The organism is Mycolicibacterium moriokaense, from assembly GCF_010726085.1.
GTDB classification, from domain to species: Bacteria; Actinomycetota; Actinomycetes; order Mycobacteriales; family Mycobacteriaceae; genus Mycobacterium; species Mycobacterium moriokaense.
Genome location: NZ_AP022560.1, coordinates 1,066,551 through 1,083,298, shown reverse-complemented (window position 1 = coordinate 1,083,298; position 16,748 = coordinate 1,066,551). Strand labels below are relative to the sequence as shown.

Sequence of the window (16,748 nt, the reverse complement as noted above, 5' to 3'; positions counted from 1 at the left end):
TATGATGTGAAAGGAACATCAAATGAGCATCATGTCAGCCCGCCAAGTCTCGGATCTCACTGGTGTGCCAGTGGGCACTCTCCGGTACTGGCGCCATGCCGGGACGGGACCAGCAAGTTTCACGTTGGGGCGTCGAGTTGTTTACCGACGCAGCGAAGTCGAGCGATGGATCGCCGAACAAGAGAGCGCAACCCGCCGTGGAGGTGACGGCGCCGCCTGAAGCAATGAAAATGAGAGACCCTGGCTGAGCCCTGGCTGAGCCCCAGGGCCTCTCGGAGAACTGCCACCCTTCGCAGAGGACGGTTCATGTCGAGTTTAACTCCCGATCGCGGTCCCAAGAATCGAAAACTTGCCCACCACCGACAAGAGCAAGGCCCTGGTTTCTCGCACGGTGCTACACGATGAACCCACTGCCTCAGCCTGCGGAAACGGCCTACCAGCGGATTCTCACAGCGCTCAATACCAGTAATCGCCAAGTCGTTGTCCGCGATGACCGTGCTATGGCACAGTGCCCGGCCCACGATGACCGGAACCCGTCACTTGCCGTCACCGCAATAGAGGGTCAGGTGCTGATTTACTGCCATGCGGGCTGCGACACCGAATCGGTGGTCCGCGCGCTTGATATGACGCTTGCTGATCTATTCGACGCTCCCCGCGGTGCCACGTATGTCTATCCCGACGAGCGCCGGGTGCATCGTGACCCTCAGAAGCGGTTTCGCCAGTCCGGTAATACACGTGGGCGCAGCCTATTTCGTGCTGACCTTATTGCGAACGCCGAGCTCGTCTACGTCGTCGAAGGCGAGAAGGACGTCTTGGCGGTCGAGGCGGCGGGAGGCACTGCCGTCTGCCCTGCGATGGGGGCGGGCAAATCAGCCAACTTTGACTGGAGTCCGTTGCGCGGCAAGAAAGTCGTAATTGTTGCCGATAGAGACGAAGTAGGACGCCGTCACGCGTCTGCGGTGGCGATACACCTCTATGCCATAGCATCCAGCGTCACCGTCGTCGAACCGCGTTCAGGTAAGGACTTTGCTGACCACTATGCAGCTGGTTTCAGTCTTGCCGACCTCGAACCTGTCGTTCATGCACAAAGCGAACCGGAGCATATGACCCCAACACCCGCCTCGCAGGAAAAGAAGTCTGCTGCCGTAAGACTCGTCGAGCTGGCCAAGGAGCAATACCACCTAGGTTGCACCGACGACGGCGAGCCCTTTGGGGCGAGAAAGTCACAGCCGCATATTGCTATACCTCTTCGTGGTGGCCGAGCCGGCTTGCGCGCAGACCTTGCTGCTCAATACTTTTCGGATAACGGGACCGCGGCGGGCGGTCAAGCACTGATGGATGCCATTTCGATTCTCGACGGTCTTGCGGCGCGGGAACAGCCCGAACGCCTATACCTGCGGGTAGCAAGTGCAGCAGATGCCGTTTACGTCGACACTGGGCGCCTCGATGGCCAGGTCTTTCGAATAAGCGATGGCAGGTGGTCGCTCCTTCCGTCGGCGCCAGTTCGATTCCTGCGAACCAAGTTGACCGGTGAAATGACCCTTCCTGCCGGTGAGCCGAATCTCGACCTGCTATGGGAATTCATCAATGTGGCTGTCGAAGACCGCCCCATCCTCTTGGCCACGCTTATTGCAGCCCTCGTGAGCAGCGACACGCCACATCCGGTATTAGCCCTTTTCGCCGAGCAGGGCAGCGCGAAAAGCACTGTCACGAGGATAATTGTCGATCTGATCGATCCGTCGCCTGTGCCTCTCCGACAGGCACCTCGCGACGCCGATTCGTGGGTTACGGCGGCTGCCGGCTCTTGGGTTGTTGCCCTCGACAACTTGTCTGCTATCCCACCCTGGCTGTCAGATTCGTTGTGCAGAGCGGTGACTGGAGACGGCAGCGTCAAACGTGCTTTGTACACGGACGGAGGACTGTCAATCGTGAGTTTCCGCCGATGCCTCATTCTCAATGGGATCGATGTCGGCGCGTTGCGCCCAGATCTCGCGGAGCGACTCGCTGTGGTGGAACTCAAGAGGATCGATCTACGCTCCCGAAGAACAGAATCAGAGATCTATCTGGAGTGGGCGAGGGCTCGTCCGAGGATCATGGGCGCTCTGCTCAATCTCGCCGCGACAGTGCACAATGGCCGGCCCATCGCCAGCCTCGGCTTCACTCCGAGGATGGCCGACTTCGCCCGCCTGCTGGCTGTAGTGGATAGCGAAATGGGAACGAATGGACTTGCGCGCTATATGGCTCGAGCGAACCAGCTGAGCGAAGATAGCCTTCAGGGCGATGTCTTCATCGAGTCGATGCGCAACAGTTGCACTGAACCGCTATTAGGGAAGACGGGCGCCGAGCTCCTGGCGATTGTGCAGCCGACCGGCGACGGCGGTCGGCGTCCTATTGGATGGCCCAAGAATGGCCGCGACGTCACCACGGCGCTGAAGCGGAACGCTACTGCTCTGCGTGCTTTGGGTTGGACAATCGAGGACGACGGCGCCTGTAACCATCGGAATGTGCTGCTGTGGTCGATCCGTCCTCCGCAGGAAGACCAGAAGCGGAACTGTTCCTCGCCACCCTCGCAACCCGTCACACCGGGAAGGCCGTTGACCGAAAACATGGCGTCCTGACCACGCCGAGGACGCCTTAACATGAATACGTTTTCGCCGTTCGGCGGAGTTCATTGAACGGCGAAAAATTACTCTTAGCGGCCAGCTGAGGGGCCAGAGGCGAATGGGCAGAGCGGCTGCTGCAGATTAGGCTGGGGCCAGGCCGTGCCGACGTGCATCTAGTCGGGAATGACGACTCCCGGCTCAAACGGCTCGCCAGCGTTGAATTCATCTTCGAGCCGGTCACATAGGTCAGTAATTGCAGCTCGGATGAACTTCTGCTGGTGACCGATTCCGGTGTACGGCTGTGTCCACGTAATGGTGTTGACCATCCGCTCCTTGAGCTCGACGGGCAGCGACAAGAGGATGTCGGCGGAGTTGCGGCCGGGAGCGCTCTGAACCATCAAACCATCTTCGCCTGACGCTTGATGCTGTTGTACGCTTTCGACCATTTCAACCACTTCCCTTTATCGCCGTCCAGAGCACCTGTGGCGAGTCCCCGATACTCAGTCCACCCGGTCATAGAGTTGGGTTGGTTTGATCCGCTCTCAGTTGAGGCTGCAGGCCATCGGCGTGTGGGTGCAGCGGCGCGCCGCAGCGCACTCGGCGGGCGTGCGGTAGCCCAAGCCGAGTGGCGGTGTCGGTCATCGTGTTCGTGCTTGAAATCGCCGATGTCGACGCGGGACTTGAGCAGGGTGCTCTAGTAGTTGCGGTTGAGGCGGACCCGTACTACAAAACCTCGACGAGGTAGCCCGAATATGCCAGGGGAACTGACCCGTCCACGCCGCGCCGCAAAGCGGCAGCGTCGCTGAGCCATCTGTCGGACCGAGCTGTTACCGTCCAGCGCCATGAACCAACAAGAAAGCGCAAGCTCACTGGTTGCGGACTACGCCAAGAGCGCTCTCATCGAAACCGACAATCAGATTATGAAGGCGGCTTACCTCGTTGACGCCCAGTCTGACCCGCCGGACGGCATGACACGAGCAGACGCGATCGCCAGCGCCGCTGCAACCGCGGCGCTGGCCCAGGCGCATTCGTTGTCCGCACTCGTGCGACTGCAGGCCCACCGGATGGTGGAAGAAGAACAGTTCCGGTACCAGGTCCTGCAGATCCTGGCCCAGCTGCGACCCAAATAATCGGCGGAGTCTTGGGTCAACCTGCCGATCAGCCTTCACCGGCTACGGTGGGAGCAGCGCCGATGCCAAGCCAGGTCGGCTTGGTTTACCTTCCCTGGGAGGCTAACCATGACCGCTCAAGATCGTGGCAGCGCACGCCTAGCCAAATTGTTGGCTGACCCGCATCGCGCAGCGCGCGTAGCCGCCATCCGCGAGCAGATGAACGAGCCGAACCCCGACACGCCCGTTCTCGACCACGACGACAACGACCGTCCGACAGCCGGTGATTGATCCCGCGAGCGGTCGTCACGCGCAGACCCTGACAGTCGCGCTGACCAGTCCGACCGCCGGATGTTGACTGTCGACGATCTGCACCGCGCCGCCGACGCTGCCTTCAACCTCGATGATTCTGACCTTATGGACGCCGCGTGGCGGCGGTGGCAGCTGCACTGATGCTCGAAATCGGCAGTGCTCCAATGACTGCCGATATACGGCAAAACCGTAATGGTGTATGCCGACGTCGGTGTCCGGCTATAGAGTTAGAGCCGTGTACCCGAGGTCAGGACCACGCGGGGCGGGGCCATTGCAGGCGCCGCAACTGCTGCATCCTCGCCGCCGAAGTGGTCAAGGACTGACTCTGGGGCTAGGTCTGGTGGCGGTACTGCTTTCCACCGCCGCTCTTGTGGTTGCTTTGATCGGATTGGTCCGGGAGCCCGATCAAATGAGTCGGGCCGAGCAATCACCGCCCGCGACAACGACCGCGGCCACCGATTCGGGTGATCAGGCACTGTGCGAAGAGATCGCACCGTTGATCAAGGAAAGTTCGGCAAACAAGAATGAATTTGTAGGGCTAGGGGAGCCCGACTCTCCGGAGCGCAACGCGGGAATCCCGACTTTTGTTGAGATAACTCGGGATTGGGCTTCTCGTGCACAGAAGGTGCTCGACACGCACGCCGAGCCGCCGCGGTATCTAACTCGTACGCTGCAGCGCTACATAGACGATATGCGGCTCTTTGTCGATGGACTGAGGCCCGGACCTGAAGACGATGCAGACCGGGCGCTGTGGACGGACAGCATCGGCGCGCTCGGCGGACCTCTTACAGCCTGTCTTGATCAGGGGATTGAGTTATGGCAGCGGTAGGGGCGCCTGCATCGATGCCGTCGCGGCCGTACTCGCCGCGCATTGTGGGGCCGGTTTGGCCTGAGACCTCCCCGGAGGCTTGGCTGGAAAACGCGAACGGCCTCAACCGAAAAAGCGCCGAACTGCGGGAATCGGCAGCGAGAATCCGGGGTGCTGTTGATGAGCTTGGCAGCTCAAACTCAGGACAGATGATCGACGCTATGTGCGAGCGCGGTTACCGCACAGCACAGACGATCATCAACCAATCTGACCTCTACGGCGACATAGCCTCAGCTGTCAAAGAGACCGCCGAGCTGATCTGGCATGCCCGCGAGCGACTTTACGAGATCGACCGTAGAGCTCATGAAGACATCGAGCGGCTCCGACAGCAATTCGCGGCAGCTGCTTCCCCTTTGGGAGCTGGCGCGGCGAGCGCGGCGCTGTACGCCGCGATCGAAGCCATCATCAACGCCGCTGCCGCCGAAGCGCTTGGGGTGGGCACGGCTACTGCTGCTGCAGTCGCCGAGCAAGCTGCACACATCGGCGGCAATCCAGGCGGCACCGCCGGCAGCAGTGGAGATCATCCGGCGCTGCAGTCGCTAAGTCAACAAGGCGAATCTAGCCGCGCAGAAGCTATGACTGACGGCACGCCCATAGGTACGCCGCCCTCCAACTACGGGGTGAATGACGCACAATCCCTGGGCTACGGAACGGAAAAGCAATCACCACCCGACCCCTCGGATGTCGAATCTGGATCTGACGGCGTCAGCCGCGAGACACCCCACGGCGGCAGCAACGCCGAATCAAATGAGCACAGCGGAAGTGAGGGGAACCCAGCTACTACGGCGAGTGCAGAAGGCGCCGGCGCACCGAGTCCCCCTGATCCCAGTTCGCTCGAAAACCCCTACACGGCAACAGGAACACCGACGCCAATGCCTGCGCCGATGACACCCGGTGGCGGTGGGCTGTCGTCTACGGGTGGTAGCAGCGGCGGGTTGAGGATGCCGAGTGCGGGTCTGTCGGGGGCCGGTTCTGTCTCCCCGGCGAGCGGTGCTGGCGGGTTAGGTTCTGGGGGGTTGAATCCGGCCGCAGCGGGGTTGTCGCCGACGTCGGCGGGCGCTGGCCTGCCGTCCGCGGCGAGTGCGGGGACGCCAACGCCGCCTTCTGATTTTTCGCGGGGGTTCAACGCGGGCCTGGCGAGTGGTGGTTCGGTGTTGCCGCCGCCTGCACAACCGGCGAACTCTACGGCTGGTGCGTATGGGCCTCCGAGTGCTGGGGGTGCGCCATCGGTGCCGGCTGGCGGCGGTCCGGTGGCGCAGAGCGCGCCGCCAGCGGCTGCGGGCGGATCAGCGGCGCCAGCTGGGCCGGTGGGGACACCGATGGTGTCACCGGCACCCGCTCCTGGGGGTCCGTTGCCGTCGTTTAATTCCGACATTGCGCCGCGCCAGGCGTCTCCAGCGTCTGTGTCGGCCCCGCCTGGTGCACCAGCAGCCTCGGCGTCGTCGGCTGCGGGTGGGCCGGGAACACCGCTGCCTCCTGGAGTGGTGGCGTCGGGAGGTGCCGCGGCGGCTGCGGTGGCGGGAGCGGTGGCGGGAGCGAAATCGGCCGCGCCTGATCCATTGCTGGCCGACGCGTGCGCGTTGGCGGAGGAGCTGATGGAGGCTTCTCGCCAGTACGGCACCATCGACTGGTGTGTGGGGGTGTTCAAGACTCCTGCGAAAACCCTGACAGTGGTGACATCCGGCGAGGGTGCGGGGTTTATCCCGGCGGGGGTGCATCTGCCCAAAGGGGTGGAGTCGTTGTTCTCGGATTCTGGGTTGGACAACGCTTTTCGGCGTCGCTGGTTCGGCTGGATCAATCCGGCGCAGACCATGGTGGCTTACGGGAAGTCATTGACCGCGCTGAATCCCAATATTGAGCTGTGGGCGGTGGCGGTATCGACGGGCTTCGGCGGATCAGCACAGCCAGCCCGCGCCGCCGGTGTGCCGCACTATGCCGACTGCCAAATGCACACCACCGATACACCCCTGGGCGGGGGTGTCATGCAGCCCTCGTTGGATGAGACCCGGCTACACCGCTTACAGGCCCTCAATCCTTCCGCCTACGCGCAGCTGAACACCGCAACCCCGGTCGACGTGCGCAAATCACTGGCCATCACCAGACAGACTGCGAACGTGACGTTCACCCAGGCCAGTGAACTTCTGTCACTGCCGATACCGCCGCTGCTGCGCGAAATCGCCACCCACCTCGACCGAGGCACCGCCATCACCGAAGCGCAGTGGGACGAACTCGCTAGTGCCGTGCTACCGATGGCGATCACCGACAGCTCGGGGCAGCGGCCCGGCCGGATCGGCACCGACACTGAGGCGTCTTCGTACGCGCGAGTGCAGCACAATCTGGCCCGGCTCGCCGAGCTGCTGCTGTTGTGGCGCCACGGTGCCCCAGATCACCGCGAGGTGGTCTATCTGGCCCACCACATCGCTGCTGAACGCCAACTTTGGGTAGGCCATGAGGATGGCGGTGTTCGATGACTGCGGACGTATCAGTCAACCAGTGGAATCCGTTAGAGGTAGCCGCTGAAGCGACAATCGCTGCCGCCACAGCCGCGTTGGTGTGGGAAGGCCCAGACAGCTACGGGGTGCTGGAACGGGTAGCCGGGGCCACAGCGAAAGGCATAGCAACAGCTCGGATTGCCGCCGAAATCATGGCTGACGTCACCACCTCATTTCAGTTCACTGCGGCCACCGAACATGCGCGCGGCGGCGCTGTAGCGGGGCTTCCGGGGTGGCTGGCGCCGCGGTGGGCGGCGTCCGTGCGTGGCGCACTGGACGAACTCGAAGCCGCCGGGCGGCCCGGCTACGCCATGGTCAAGGCGATCACCTGGCCCGCCTTGCGCAGCATCGCGGGGTGGACCCAAGACGAGCCGCTGCTGACATGGGAGATCGCACTGATCGTGGACGAAGCGCAGACTGCTTTAACTCACCGCGTAGGTGTCTGGGCGTAAAAGGGCTGAAATCAGAGTTCGAAGGCACCGACGTCGCGGTCCCGACCGCGAGAGCGGGAGTGTGATCGTTCGGCGCTGCGCTCCAGTCCGGCGCGGAAACGTTCGTACGCCTGGTGGCGACTCTGCTGGGTGCGGGTGTGGTCACGCCAGGCGGCCCGCCAAGTCCCGCGGCGTTGGTCATGGCGGTCGAGAACCTGGTCGATGATGTCGGGGAGGTGTTCGCGTGCGGTGTGTTCGGCTTCGGTATGCATCGTGCGGGGACGGTCGTCGTTGGCCAAGATCATCTGAAGAGCCTGCGCGGCAGCGCGTTTGGTCCCGCGCCGGGCTATGTGCATGCCCGCAGTAGGGGCGCTGTGTTCGTGGTCGGCTTCGCCACTGAATCGGGTGTAGAGGTAGGCGTGGTTCGTCTGGCGGCCACGGGTGAGCCCGACGTATACCTGGGTGCGGGAGGCGTTTTCGCCGAGCACGGTGTGGGCGGTGTCGACGGTGACACCTTGGGCGGCATGCACGGTGACGGCGTATCCGAGGTGGACGTGCTGGCGTAGGTAGTCGCCGTCGAACAGAACGCGGGCTTTGTCGGTGAGCCGTTCGGCGGCGACGCGGTTGGTGTTTTTGTCGACGCCGGCCACCCGCCACCGGTTGCCGTTGCGCACCTGATCCACCGATTGCCCGGCCGGGTGCTCTGCTCCTGGGTGGACGGTGATTGTGGGGTCGTTGTCGCGGCTGACGATGACGTCGCCGACCCGCACCTTCTGGTCGCGGGCCACCAGCGCGGCGGGTCCCTCGGTGGTGAGGGTGTCGTGGAGGCGATGGTTGAGGGCATCTGCGATGTCCCAGGTATCGCAGACGAGCAGGGTGTTCTTTCCGGCGGCTCGGTCATCGAGGTAGGCCGCGAGTGCGTCGGCGGCCATGCTGACCTGATCACCGGTGTGCAGACGGTCGTGGCTGCGGTACCAGCCGACCGCTCTGCGGAGCCGGTTGCCGCGCCCGCTGCGGATCGCTAGCGAGGCGTCGCGTTCGGCCGGGTCGTGCATGCGCCACACCTGCGACAGGCGCTGAGTCCAGGGCAGCTCGGTGCACAGTTGGTCGAACATGCCGCCGCGAGCTTTGACCGGGGCCAGCTGGTAGGGGTCCCCGACAAGGACGGTTTTCGCCTGGGCGGCGGTGGTGGTCTCCAGCAGCTGCCGCAGCTTGGGGGTGGCCACCATGGACGCTTCGTCGACCACCACCACAGTGCGGTCATCGAGGTCCAGGGTGCCGGTGTCGAGCTGGTGCAGCGCTTTGTCGAGGGTCATCCCGTGATCGCCGGCGCCGTCAGCGAGTGCTTGGTCGACCGCTGTCCCGGTCGGGGCCAGCACCACGACGTTCTTATTCGCTCGGTGGGCGGCGGCGCGCAGCGCTCGCAGGGAGTGGGTTTTGCCGGCGCCGGCCGGCGCGGCCAGTGGATTGACCAACCACTGCGACATGCCGATCGCGGTCACCGCGCGCGCCTGATCCGGTGACAGCGCGGTCAGGTCGCTCGAGCGCACACCGAGGCGCGCACGCGCATCGGTGGCACCGGCGGCCTCGAGGACGCGCATCTCCTCTTTGAGGATCGCGGTGAGGGTGTATTTCTCGTGTCCTTCGCGCTCATGTGCGGCGCGCGGTGCGGTGATGCGGAGACCGACGCGCGCGGCGAGATCCTCGATGCGCGCCCGCACATCCCGCCCCTCACCAGGTGATTCGTCGTAAGGCATGACCGCACCGATCAGCTCGACGACATCGGCGCGGGTAAAGGCAGCCTTGTCGATGCGCGCTAGCGCGGTGGCAATGCGCGCTCGTCCGGCAATGTGCGCTGTTGCGCGCCGCTCAGCGCGCGCGGCGAAGTGCGCATCGCGGTCCAGATCCAGACCGCGCGCATCAGCGCGCCACAACTGTTTGAGTTCGTCCCAGGCGAGCTGCTCGGGTTTGGAGGGCCGGGTGGCCTTCTGCGCGGTGGCCAACTGCGCCGCGGTGGGTTCACCGTCGACGACGACGAGGTTGTCTTTCGCCCATTCCCGCAGCCGCGTCGACCGCTGCGACCACGCCTTGATGTCCGCCTTGGTGACGCCGGCGATCTCGGCCATGCCGGAATGCTCGTCGACGGGCTGCCATTCGAAGCCCCGCTCGGCATGCAACTCGTGACGCAGCGTGGCCTGGTAGATGATCCCAGCAGCTTTGGCTTCGTGATACAGCGACTTGGAGTCGATCGACACAAGCCGCCCATCAGCTCTGACCTGGCGATTCGGCACGATCACGTGGGTGTGCAAGTGCGGATCCCCACAGCGCGACGTTTCGTGCTGATAGGCGATCCCCACCAGCCCGGGCAGCCGCTGCAGATCCTTCATCGCCGTAACCCGGTTGTGCACCCGCGTGTACCCGGCGTGCTCGTGCAGGTAAGTCATCGCGGCTTCGACCGCTTTGACGTGGGCGTTCTGCATGACCTTCTCGGCCACATCATCCGTCAGCGAGCGCAGCAGCGAAACGCTCTTGGGCGCGGCGAACGTCAGGTCGAATCCGTGCACCCCGTTAATCCCGAACGCCCGTCCGGCCTCCCCGTTGGGGGTCACTCCGTCGTCGAGCCAGCGCGCCGCAGTCTCGGTGTTAGCAAACCCCCCATCGAGCGCGGCACCGTCCAATCCGGTGGCCTCACCGACCGTGCTTTTGTCCCCCACGACGATCCACGTCGGGACGCGGGTGTCGTTTTCGGAGTAGTACTCGCCCAAGCCGCCGCCGGCGGCTTGGCGGTCCATCGAGGCCTGACGGGCCTGATTGGCGGTGTCGTTGTAGTAGCCGATGCTCCAGCGCGACAGCCGCGAGACCGTCAGCACGGTCGCACCGCCACCAGAGCACCTCACCAATCCGGACAAGCCGCCGCCAGGCGGCCGGGGTTCGGGCGCGCCAGCGCCCGAAGCCAAGTATTGCACACCTTTGTGCCAATGTGCCGGTCCCTAATTATGTTGTGATCCAAAGGTTTTGATGGTCGGTTTGGAAGCATTAGTAGTGAGCTATGGACCATGAGGGGTTCGGGTTCGGTAGGAGTGTTTGTAGTTGCGTTGAGGAGTGTTGATTGGGTTGCGGGACCTGGGGGTCTGTTGTTGAGGGAAGTGACAAACCGGGAGCCGACACATTGCAGGCAGGGGCAGGGCGAGCTGTCCCAGCGTCGCCGGCACGACCGCGTCGACGCACGAATATTGGGGTGGGTCGAGCACGGCTACCGTTGACCCTGCTGCGCCGTCAATACGGGCGGTGCCAAGCATCGCTGCGGTGAGACGCGAGCGAGTCCCTGACTAAGGGCCGCAGCAAGCCAAGCGCTAGCTAACATGTGAAAGGATATGGCTGCCGCATTTGCACACGATCGTGGTGACACGCATGCATCGTTCAACTGCTGGATCACTTTCCGGTCTATCGTCACGGTCGTGGATTTCTTGCCGCGGACCTATGAGCTGTGCGACCAATGCGCGGCCGAGCTCGCAAACGGCCAACAAGGGCAAGAATTCATCGTCACCCACGCAGGGGAACAGGTCGCTCGCCTCCAGCTCACCAGCCCGCGCCAGTCCCGCAGCGTGCCGCCTGCGCGCCACCCGGTGTCGCCACAGACCAAGTCGTCAAGTCGGGAACGTTTTGATGGCATAGCGAAGCTCCGTGAGCGCCGAAACAGTATCTAAACGAAGTCGCCGCTTAATCGCGCTAGGTTTAGCCGAGGCGCTGATGGGCCTCGGCTCGCTTTGAGCTAATCGCGGAGGCAGGCCAAGTGAAATTGCTGCACTGAGGGTCTGCTTGCTCACGGTAACCTCGGATGAGCCATCGCAGCCGCCACGAGGGAGGGGTCGTGCCGAATACCGTTCGCGTGGTTCCGGAGGATCTGCATCTGTCCGCTGCGACCGTGGACATGCACGCGGACACTGTCCGGGTGAAGCACGCAAGCGCTGATAGCCGGGTCGAGGGCGCGCAGCGAGGACTCCCGGCGAGCTCGGCAGCAGTGCTGACCAGCACCGTCGCGAAGTGGCAGGCGGATAGCGCAATGATCTTCGGGCGGATGGTCGACCACAGCGCTGGTCTGCGCACCAGTGCCGTGTCCTATACCTCCACCGATACCAACAACGGTGCTGCGGTCAACGCAGCGGGCAACCGGATTCAGCCGAACGTCAACCTCTAATCCTCGGGCCGCATGACCGTTTCCATCGAGGACATCGACCGCTGGGATGCTGGTGACGTTCGGGAGGTCTTCCACGCCACTCGCAGTCGTGCTGAAGCGGCCTTCGAGGCCGCGGATGGCATCGCTGAGCTACCGGCTTTCGGAACGTGGGGCGGTGAGGCATCTGAGGCAGCCAAAGAATCGATCGGTCAGGTCCGCAAGGATCTCGACGCGCACGGCAACGAAGCACTTGCCGTCGCTCAGGCGGCCCGCAAAGCTGCCGACGACGTCGAGGCGGTCAAATCCCGCCTGACGCAACTGCGAGCCGACGCCACCAGCGCCGGCTTCGAGATCGATCCAATCAGCAACCAGGTCTTGCTCGGCCCGGCACTAGAAGCCAACATGGTCGAGGCACTGGCTGCCGAGGCGACACGACAGGAGCTACAAGCGCGCCTGACGGCAATTCTGGCCGAGGCCGCACGCGTCGACCAGGAACTCGCCAGCGCAATCGCCATGGCGACAGGTGCAGAGCTGATCCCAGAGGGGCCACACTCGAACGACCCCGCAGTGCAGGACATGCTGACCGATCCGCCCGAGGATCCGCAACAGTTCCACGACGCCTGGGAAAACCTGAGCCAAGAACAAAGGGATTGGCTGTACGAGCAGGACCACGCCATCGGCAACCACCCCGGCATGCCCTTCGAGGACAAAGACCATTACAACCGGATGCACCTCAGCGAGCTGCAGGCCACCAATCAAGCCGACCTGGACCGCTTAGCCAAAGAACATCCCGGGTGGACCGATGGTCGACCTGACACGCCCAACCCCAGCCCACCAGGCTTCCAGGAGTGGAAAGCACAGTGGGACAACGCAAACAAGACGCGACAGGGATACGAGCAGGTACAGCGGGCGCTGGAATCACCTGATGGTTTGCAGCGCTACCTCGGCCTCATTGATGACCAGGGCCACGCCGCGGTGTCGATCAACAATCCTGACACGGCCATCAGGAACGGCACGTTTGTTCCCGGCACCGGGCAAGACCTGAGCCGACTTGAATACAGCACGTCGAAATCGGAAGCAATGCTGCAGGCAACGCTCGAAGCCGACCGCAACCTCAAGGTTGGAGATGTTTCGATGACGACCTGGATGGGCTACGACCGCCCAATGAGCATCCTTGATCGCGCTCATCGAAAGTCCTCAGGTGTGCTCGCCGAAATTCCTCACCTGTGAGCAGCGCTCAGTGTAGTTGTTGGCGGTTGCCGGTGGTGGTTCGGCGCAGGGTTTCGGCGGCTGCTTGGTGGTCGCGTAGTCGGTAGGACTCGCCGTCGAGGTTGATGACCACCGAGCGGTGCAGTAGGCGGTCGAGCATGGCGGCGGCGACGGTGGTGTCGCCGAGGATGTCGCCCCATGCACCCACCCCGCGGTTGGTGGTGATGACGATGCTGGTCTTCAAATAGCGTTGGGAGACAACCTGAAACAACGCTGAGGCGGCCTCGGCTGGTAGCGGCAGGTAGCCCAGTTCGTCGATCACCAGCAGTGTTGGGCCGGCGTAGAACCGCATGGTGGTGGCCCAGCGTCCTTCGATCGCGGCGCGGTGGCAACGGGCGGCCAGATCCGCGGCGGTGGTGAAGTAGGTCCGGTAGCCGGCGTGGGCTGCGGCTCGGGCAAGTCCCACGCTGAGGTGCGTCTTGCCGGTGCCTGGTGGGCCGATGAGCAGGATGTTGGTCGCTGATTCCAGGTAGCGACAGGTGCCCAACTCATCGATGAGCTTGCGGTCGATCCCGGCGGCGGCATCGACATCGAAATCGGCGAGGGTGGCCGGGGTGGGCAGGCAGGCGAACCGCAACCGGCCCGCCAGCCGGCGCGCGGTGCTGGCCTCGACTTCGACGGCCAGTAGTCGCTCCAAGGCAACGGTGAGCGAGAGTCCTTCGGCGCTGGCCTGGTCCAAGACGGCGGGTAAGGCTTCGGCTGCGGCGGCTAGTTTGAGCTCGGCCAGATGCGAGCGCAGTTGTTGATAGCGGCTTGCGGCTGTCGACGGTGCTTCCTCGGCGGTGGTCGTGGTGGTTTTCGGGGTGCGTGGGGTGGGGGTCATTGGATGGTCCTGTTCTGGGCGGCCCGCTCGTAGGCGGACAGGTCGATGACGGTGGAATCGGTTGATGGAGGTGATGCTTGGACTGTTTCGGCATCGAGCCGCAGTAGTTGTGCGGCAGCGACTTTGGCTGCTGGGCCGGGTGGGATGCGTTCTTTGCGGCGGTGCGGTCGTCCGGTGGTGGCGGTGGCCATCGCGGCGGTGTCGAGAGCGATGACATGGCCGCTGTCTGCACCATGACACCGAGCCCGTCGGCGGGCATCTGGTGTCGGGCGATAACGATCCCGCTGGCGGTGGCGATGTCGCAGAACTGGCCACCGACAGGATGGCTGACCACGACCTGAGCCGCCGCCAGTTCCGGGGGCACCGAGTAACGGTTACCGCGGTAGGACACCAACGCTTGCCGTGACGCGGTGCGGGTCTCCGACACGATCACCGGGTACGGCACGGCTGGTGTAGGCGCCAGCGGCTCGGTGGTGGCCACCACAGCGACCGAGGACCGGCCCTCGGCGGTGGCCCGCAGCCGGGTGTCGCCGCGCACCCGCGCGAAGCGGTCCACGCTGACCTGAGCCGCCTCCACGGTGGCCTCGTCAGCCAGGGTGCGCCACCAGCGTTGTGCGGCAGTGTGATTGACCTTCTCCACCACACCTTACGGTTGCCGCGCCGAGGCGGGCAGATCGCCACCGCCACCCCGTAGTGCTTGGCGACTCCGGCGAACGACGCGGTCACCCGACCCGAGCCGGGGTCACATACCGTGGCCATCCGGTCGAAGCGCCACACCCGTGTGACGCCGCCCAGGCCTCGGGTCACCCGGTCGAGGCCGGCGACCAGGTGCGGCTGGTCTTCCGAGGGTGCCAGCGCTGCGCGCCACTTGCCCGAATGCGCCAGCGAGCCCACCAGCAGATGCGCGGTCTTGCCCCATCCCCAGGATTGCGGCGGATCGGGCAATTCCAGCCAGTCCCATTGGGTTTCATCACCGGGCTCGTGCGGGATCACCGCGTTCGGACGCTGCGTGGCCGTGCGGCACGCCTCACACACCGGGCGTAGATTGCGGGCCCGGATATTGCGCGTCAAGCTCTGATACGACAGGCCGAACCCCAGCTGCTCGAGCTCGTCGAGCAGGGTACGCGCCCACAGGTGCGGGTCCTCGGTCAACCTCGCGGCGACGTAATCGACGAACGGATCGAACGGATCGGGTACGGAGCGGGCCCGAACCCCCGGTTCGCCGTCACCGTTGAGATATTTGCGGACCGTCTTGCGGTCGAAGCCGGTGTGGCGGGCGATCGCTGAGATCGACCAGCCACGACGGCGTAGGGCATGTACTTCCAAGTCGTCCTCCCATGTGAGCATGAGAAAGCGGGCCTCCTTCGATGGAACTACTGGCGTCAGACACCAGCAGCTTCGAGGGAGGCCCGCCCTTCTCGGCGGAGCCACACGGATGGGGAATTTCGATGAGCGTCAGTGGGGAATTTCAGCGAGCGCGGTCATCCTCACCGATGCCCCGTCGCCTAGCTTCGCGCATGACGGCGCCGCGGCGCTGGACGACTTCCAAGCCGGGATGCGCGCCTCACATGACCTGGCCGCTGGCCCGTCCGTCAACACAGTGATCGGTCACAGTTACGGTTCAACGCTGGTGGGTGCAGCTGGACTGGACGGTCACCTCGATGCCAATAACGTTGTGGCCGTCGGTAGTCCCGGTGTGCTCGCCGACCATGCGAGCGACCTCAGCCTGGCACCCGGTGCGAACGTCTTCGCGTCGCGCGCCGAGAACGACCTCATCGGCATTGCCACCTACGCGACACTCGGTCCAGATCCAATGGGCCAGGGCTTCGGCGCGATTCCGTTCGAGGCGGCGCCCGGGGCGGCCGGGCCTTTCGGCACGCCCACGATCGACGCCCACAGCAGCTATTGGTCCCCCGGCAATCCTGCGCTTCTCAACATGGGGCGCATTATTGCGGGCAGGACCGATGTCACTCCGCCCACGTTCACACCATGACTGAACAGGACTGCATGAGTCGCGTAATCACGATCGCCACTGTGGCAACGCTCCTACTTGCTGCATGTTCGACGTCCGAGCCTGAATCACTCGGTCCACCGGTACCGACAGGTGCCACTGAAATACCCGGAGGGCCAATGGAACCAACACCTATCGTGCCGTCGCCCGTCGTCCCGGAGAGCCAGCGACAAGCGCAGGACACGATCAATCGCTATCTTTCCGACACAGTCAACGCCATGCCCAAGGGGACCACGTTGGACGGAACCCGCTACATCGTCGGAGACGGCACCTCCTTCTGCGAAGACAACCCCAGTGGAGACGATCCGCCGGTCAGGGTGACCGACTGGCGCGACGTCGAACCGACCGCGGAAACGGACTTTGGGGCGCTTATTGGCCAGACCGGAGAACTATGGAAAAGCTGGGGCTGGCAAGTGCTGGAGCGCGACGGCTTCGACAAACCGAACCGATTTGGTTACGCACCAGACGGATACGTGCTCCAGATAAGCGCGCGCCCCGACCCAACCCAGCCACCATCATTGATCGCCTCCTCGCCCTGCTTCCCCGAGAGTCGGCGTGACAGTGGTGTCCGCAAGATTCCGGTCATTCGCCAAACCCCATGATCTGCCTCTGCGGTCGCTTACCGGCAACCTCAATTTCGTTCGCTGCAGCAG

At 64.0% G+C, this 16,748-nt stretch carries 17 protein-coding genes and 1 pseudogene; 12 read left to right on the top strand and 6 right to left on the bottom strand.

Going from position 1 to position 16,748, the window contains the following annotated elements; translation table 11 throughout:
* Positions 1-22 precede the first annotated feature (22 nt).
* Together G6N43_RS05205 and G6N43_RS05200 are read left to right on the top strand one after the other, a co-directional pair.
* Positions 23-220: a helix-turn-helix transcriptional regulator gene (locus G6N43_RS05205; RefSeq protein ID WP_074377345.1), complete on the top strand. Its 198-nt coding sequence runs from the start codon at positions 23-25 to the stop codon at positions 218-220.
* Positions 221-401: 181 nt separating this feature from the next.
* Positions 402-2,618, top strand: a complete 2,217-nt coding sequence (locus G6N43_RS05200; RefSeq protein ID WP_083155356.1) for an AICE element replication initiation protein — start codon at positions 402-404, stop codon at positions 2,616-2,618.
* Between the two features lie 158 nt (positions 2,619-2,776).
* Here the strand turns inward: G6N43_RS05200 and G6N43_RS05195 are convergent, their stop codons facing one another.
* Positions 2,777-3,001 carry a hypothetical protein gene (locus G6N43_RS05195; RefSeq protein ID WP_244960512.1) on the bottom strand — a complete coding sequence of 75 codons (225 nt, stop codon included), beginning with the start codon at positions 2,999-3,001 and terminating at the stop codon, positions 2,777-2,779.
* A gap of 444 nt (positions 3,002-3,445) precedes the next feature.
* Here G6N43_RS05195 and G6N43_RS05190 point away from each other — a divergent pair, with 444 nt between their 5' ends.
* From G6N43_RS05190 to G6N43_RS05180, 3 genes are all read left to right on the top strand, one after another.
* Complete coding sequence (locus tag G6N43_RS05190; RefSeq protein ID WP_083155362.1) at positions 3,446-3,733, top strand: hypothetical protein; 288 nt, start codon at positions 3,446-3,448, stop codon at positions 3,731-3,733.
* Between the two features lie 108 nt (positions 3,734-3,841).
* Positions 3,842-4,003, top strand: a complete 162-nt coding sequence (locus tag G6N43_RS05185; RefSeq protein WP_163657898.1) for a hypothetical protein — start codon at positions 3,842-3,844, stop codon at positions 4,001-4,003.
* 361 nt (positions 4,004-4,364) lie between these two features.
* Positions 4,365-4,853: a hypothetical protein gene (locus G6N43_RS05180; RefSeq protein WP_234810188.1), complete on the top strand. Its 489-nt coding sequence runs from the start codon at positions 4,365-4,367 to the stop codon at positions 4,851-4,853.
* A gap of 269 nt (positions 4,854-5,122) precedes the next feature.
* Here G6N43_RS05180 and G6N43_RS30630 read toward each other — a convergent pair whose 3' ends face one another.
* Both G6N43_RS30630 and G6N43_RS30625 read right to left on the bottom strand, forming a co-directional pair.
* Positions 5,123-5,416 carry a hypothetical protein gene (locus G6N43_RS30630; protein ID WP_234810189.1) on the bottom strand — a complete coding sequence of 98 codons (294 nt, stop codon included), beginning with the start codon at positions 5,414-5,416 and terminating at the stop codon, positions 5,123-5,125.
* 320 nt (positions 5,417-5,736) lie between these two features.
* Positions 5,737-6,267, bottom strand: a complete 531-nt coding sequence (locus G6N43_RS30625; RefSeq protein WP_234810190.1) for a hypothetical protein — start codon at positions 6,265-6,267, stop codon at positions 5,737-5,739.
* Between the two features lie 28 nt (positions 6,268-6,295).
* Here G6N43_RS30625 and G6N43_RS30620 point away from each other — a divergent pair, with 28 nt between their 5' ends.
* Both G6N43_RS30620 and G6N43_RS05170 read left to right on the top strand, forming a co-directional pair.
* Positions 6,296-7,363, top strand: a complete 1,068-nt coding sequence (locus G6N43_RS30620; RefSeq protein ID WP_234810191.1) for an EspK C-terminal domain-containing protein — start codon at positions 6,296-6,298, stop codon at positions 7,361-7,363.
* On the top strand, positions 7,360-7,836 hold the full coding sequence (locus tag G6N43_RS05170; protein WP_083155372.1) for a hypothetical protein: 477 nt from the start codon (positions 7,360-7,362) through the stop codon (positions 7,834-7,836). Before G6N43_RS30620 ends, G6N43_RS05170 begins: the two co-directional genes overlap by 4 nt.
* Positions 7,837-7,847: 11 nt before the next feature.
* Here G6N43_RS05170 and mobF read toward each other — a convergent pair whose 3' ends face one another.
* Positions 7,848-10,685, bottom strand: coding sequence for a MobF family relaxase (mobF, locus tag G6N43_RS05165; protein ID WP_083155375.1), 2,838 nt, complete (start codon positions 10,683-10,685; stop codon positions 7,848-7,850).
* A 504-nt stretch (positions 10,686-11,189) separates the two neighbouring features.
* On the opposite strand from mobF, the gene G6N43_RS05160 reads away from it, so the two are divergent.
* From G6N43_RS05160 to G6N43_RS05150, 3 genes are all read left to right on the top strand, one after another.
* Positions 11,190-11,522, top strand: coding sequence for a hypothetical protein (locus G6N43_RS05160; RefSeq protein WP_133056564.1), 333 nt, complete (start codon positions 11,190-11,192; stop codon positions 11,520-11,522).
* Between the two features lie 164 nt (positions 11,523-11,686).
* Positions 11,687-12,013, top strand: coding sequence for a hypothetical protein (locus G6N43_RS05155; protein ID WP_133056565.1), 327 nt, complete (start codon positions 11,687-11,689; stop codon positions 12,011-12,013).
* Between the two features lie 12 nt (positions 12,014-12,025).
* Positions 12,026-13,222 (top strand): Rv0964c family protein, encoded by a 1,197-nt coding sequence (locus G6N43_RS05150; protein ID WP_083155382.1) that lies wholly within the window; start codon positions 12,026-12,028, stop codon positions 13,220-13,222.
* A gap of 7 nt (positions 13,223-13,229) precedes the next feature.
* Here G6N43_RS05150 and istB read toward each other — a convergent pair whose 3' ends face one another.
* Together istB and G6N43_RS05140 are read right to left on the bottom strand one after the other, a co-directional pair.
* Positions 13,230-14,084 (bottom strand): IS21-like element helper ATPase IstB, encoded by an 855-nt coding sequence (istB, locus tag G6N43_RS05145; protein ID WP_083157897.1) that lies wholly within the window; start codon positions 14,082-14,084, stop codon positions 13,230-13,232.
* Positions 14,081-15,431, bottom strand: a pseudogene (locus G6N43_RS05140) (IS21/IS408/IS1162 family transposase). The gene istB and the pseudogene G6N43_RS05140 overlap by 4 nt, the downstream one beginning before the upstream one ends.
* 88 nt (positions 15,432-15,519) lie before the next feature.
* Between G6N43_RS05140 and G6N43_RS05135 the strand changes: the two are divergent.
* Both G6N43_RS05135 and G6N43_RS05130 read left to right on the top strand, forming a co-directional pair.
* Positions 15,520-16,077, top strand: coding sequence for an alpha/beta hydrolase (locus tag G6N43_RS05135; protein ID WP_083156505.1), 558 nt, complete (start codon positions 15,520-15,522; stop codon positions 16,075-16,077).
* 137 nt (positions 16,078-16,214) lie between these two features.
* A complete protein-coding gene (locus G6N43_RS05130; protein ID WP_234810242.1) occupies positions 16,215-16,697 on the top strand; it encodes a hypothetical protein in 483 nt (160 codons plus the stop codon).
* Positions 16,698-16,748: the final 51 nt, after the last annotated feature.

Bases quoted from the DNA above. Each gene is read 5' to 3' on its own strand.
- G6N43_RS30625 (WP_234810190.1), bottom strand. From the start codon at position 6,267: ATGTCGGAATTAAACGACGGCAACGGACCCCCAGGAGCGGGTGCCGGT.
- G6N43_RS30630 (WP_234810189.1), bottom strand. From the start codon at position 5,416: ATGATCTCCACTGCTGCCGGCGGTGCCGCCTGGATTGCCGCCGATGTG.
- G6N43_RS05195 (WP_244960512.1), bottom strand. From the start codon at position 3,001: ATGGTTCAGAGCGCTCCCGGCCGCAACTCCGCCGACATCCTCTTGTCG.
- G6N43_RS05130 (WP_234810242.1), top strand. From the start codon at position 16,215: ATGGAACCAACACCTATCGTGCCGTCGCCCGTCGTCCCGGAGAGCCAG.
- G6N43_RS05150 (WP_083155382.1), top strand. From the start codon at position 12,026: ATGACCGTTTCCATCGAGGACATCGACCGCTGGGATGCTGGTGACGTT.
- G6N43_RS05200 (WP_083155356.1), top strand. From the start codon at position 402: ATGAACCCACTGCCTCAGCCTGCGGAAACGGCCTACCAGCGGATTCTC.
- G6N43_RS05135 (WP_083156505.1), top strand. From the start codon at position 15,520: ATGGGGAATTTCGATGAGCGTCAGTGGGGAATTTCAGCGAGCGCGGTC.
- istB (WP_083157897.1), bottom strand. From the start codon at position 14,084: ATGACCCCCACCCCACGCACCCCGAAAACCACCACGACCACCGCCGAG.
- G6N43_RS05185 (WP_163657898.1), top strand. From the start codon at position 3,842: ATGACCGCTCAAGATCGTGGCAGCGCACGCCTAGCCAAATTGTTGGCT.
- G6N43_RS05170 (WP_083155372.1), top strand. From the start codon at position 7,360: ATGACTGCGGACGTATCAGTCAACCAGTGGAATCCGTTAGAGGTAGCC.
- G6N43_RS05190 (WP_083155362.1), top strand. From the start codon at position 3,446: ATGAACCAACAAGAAAGCGCAAGCTCACTGGTTGCGGACTACGCCAAG.
- G6N43_RS05205 (WP_074377345.1), top strand. From the start codon at position 23: ATGAGCATCATGTCAGCCCGCCAAGTCTCGGATCTCACTGGTGTGCCA.
- G6N43_RS05160 (WP_133056564.1), top strand. From the start codon at position 11,190: ATGGCTGCCGCATTTGCACACGATCGTGGTGACACGCATGCATCGTTC.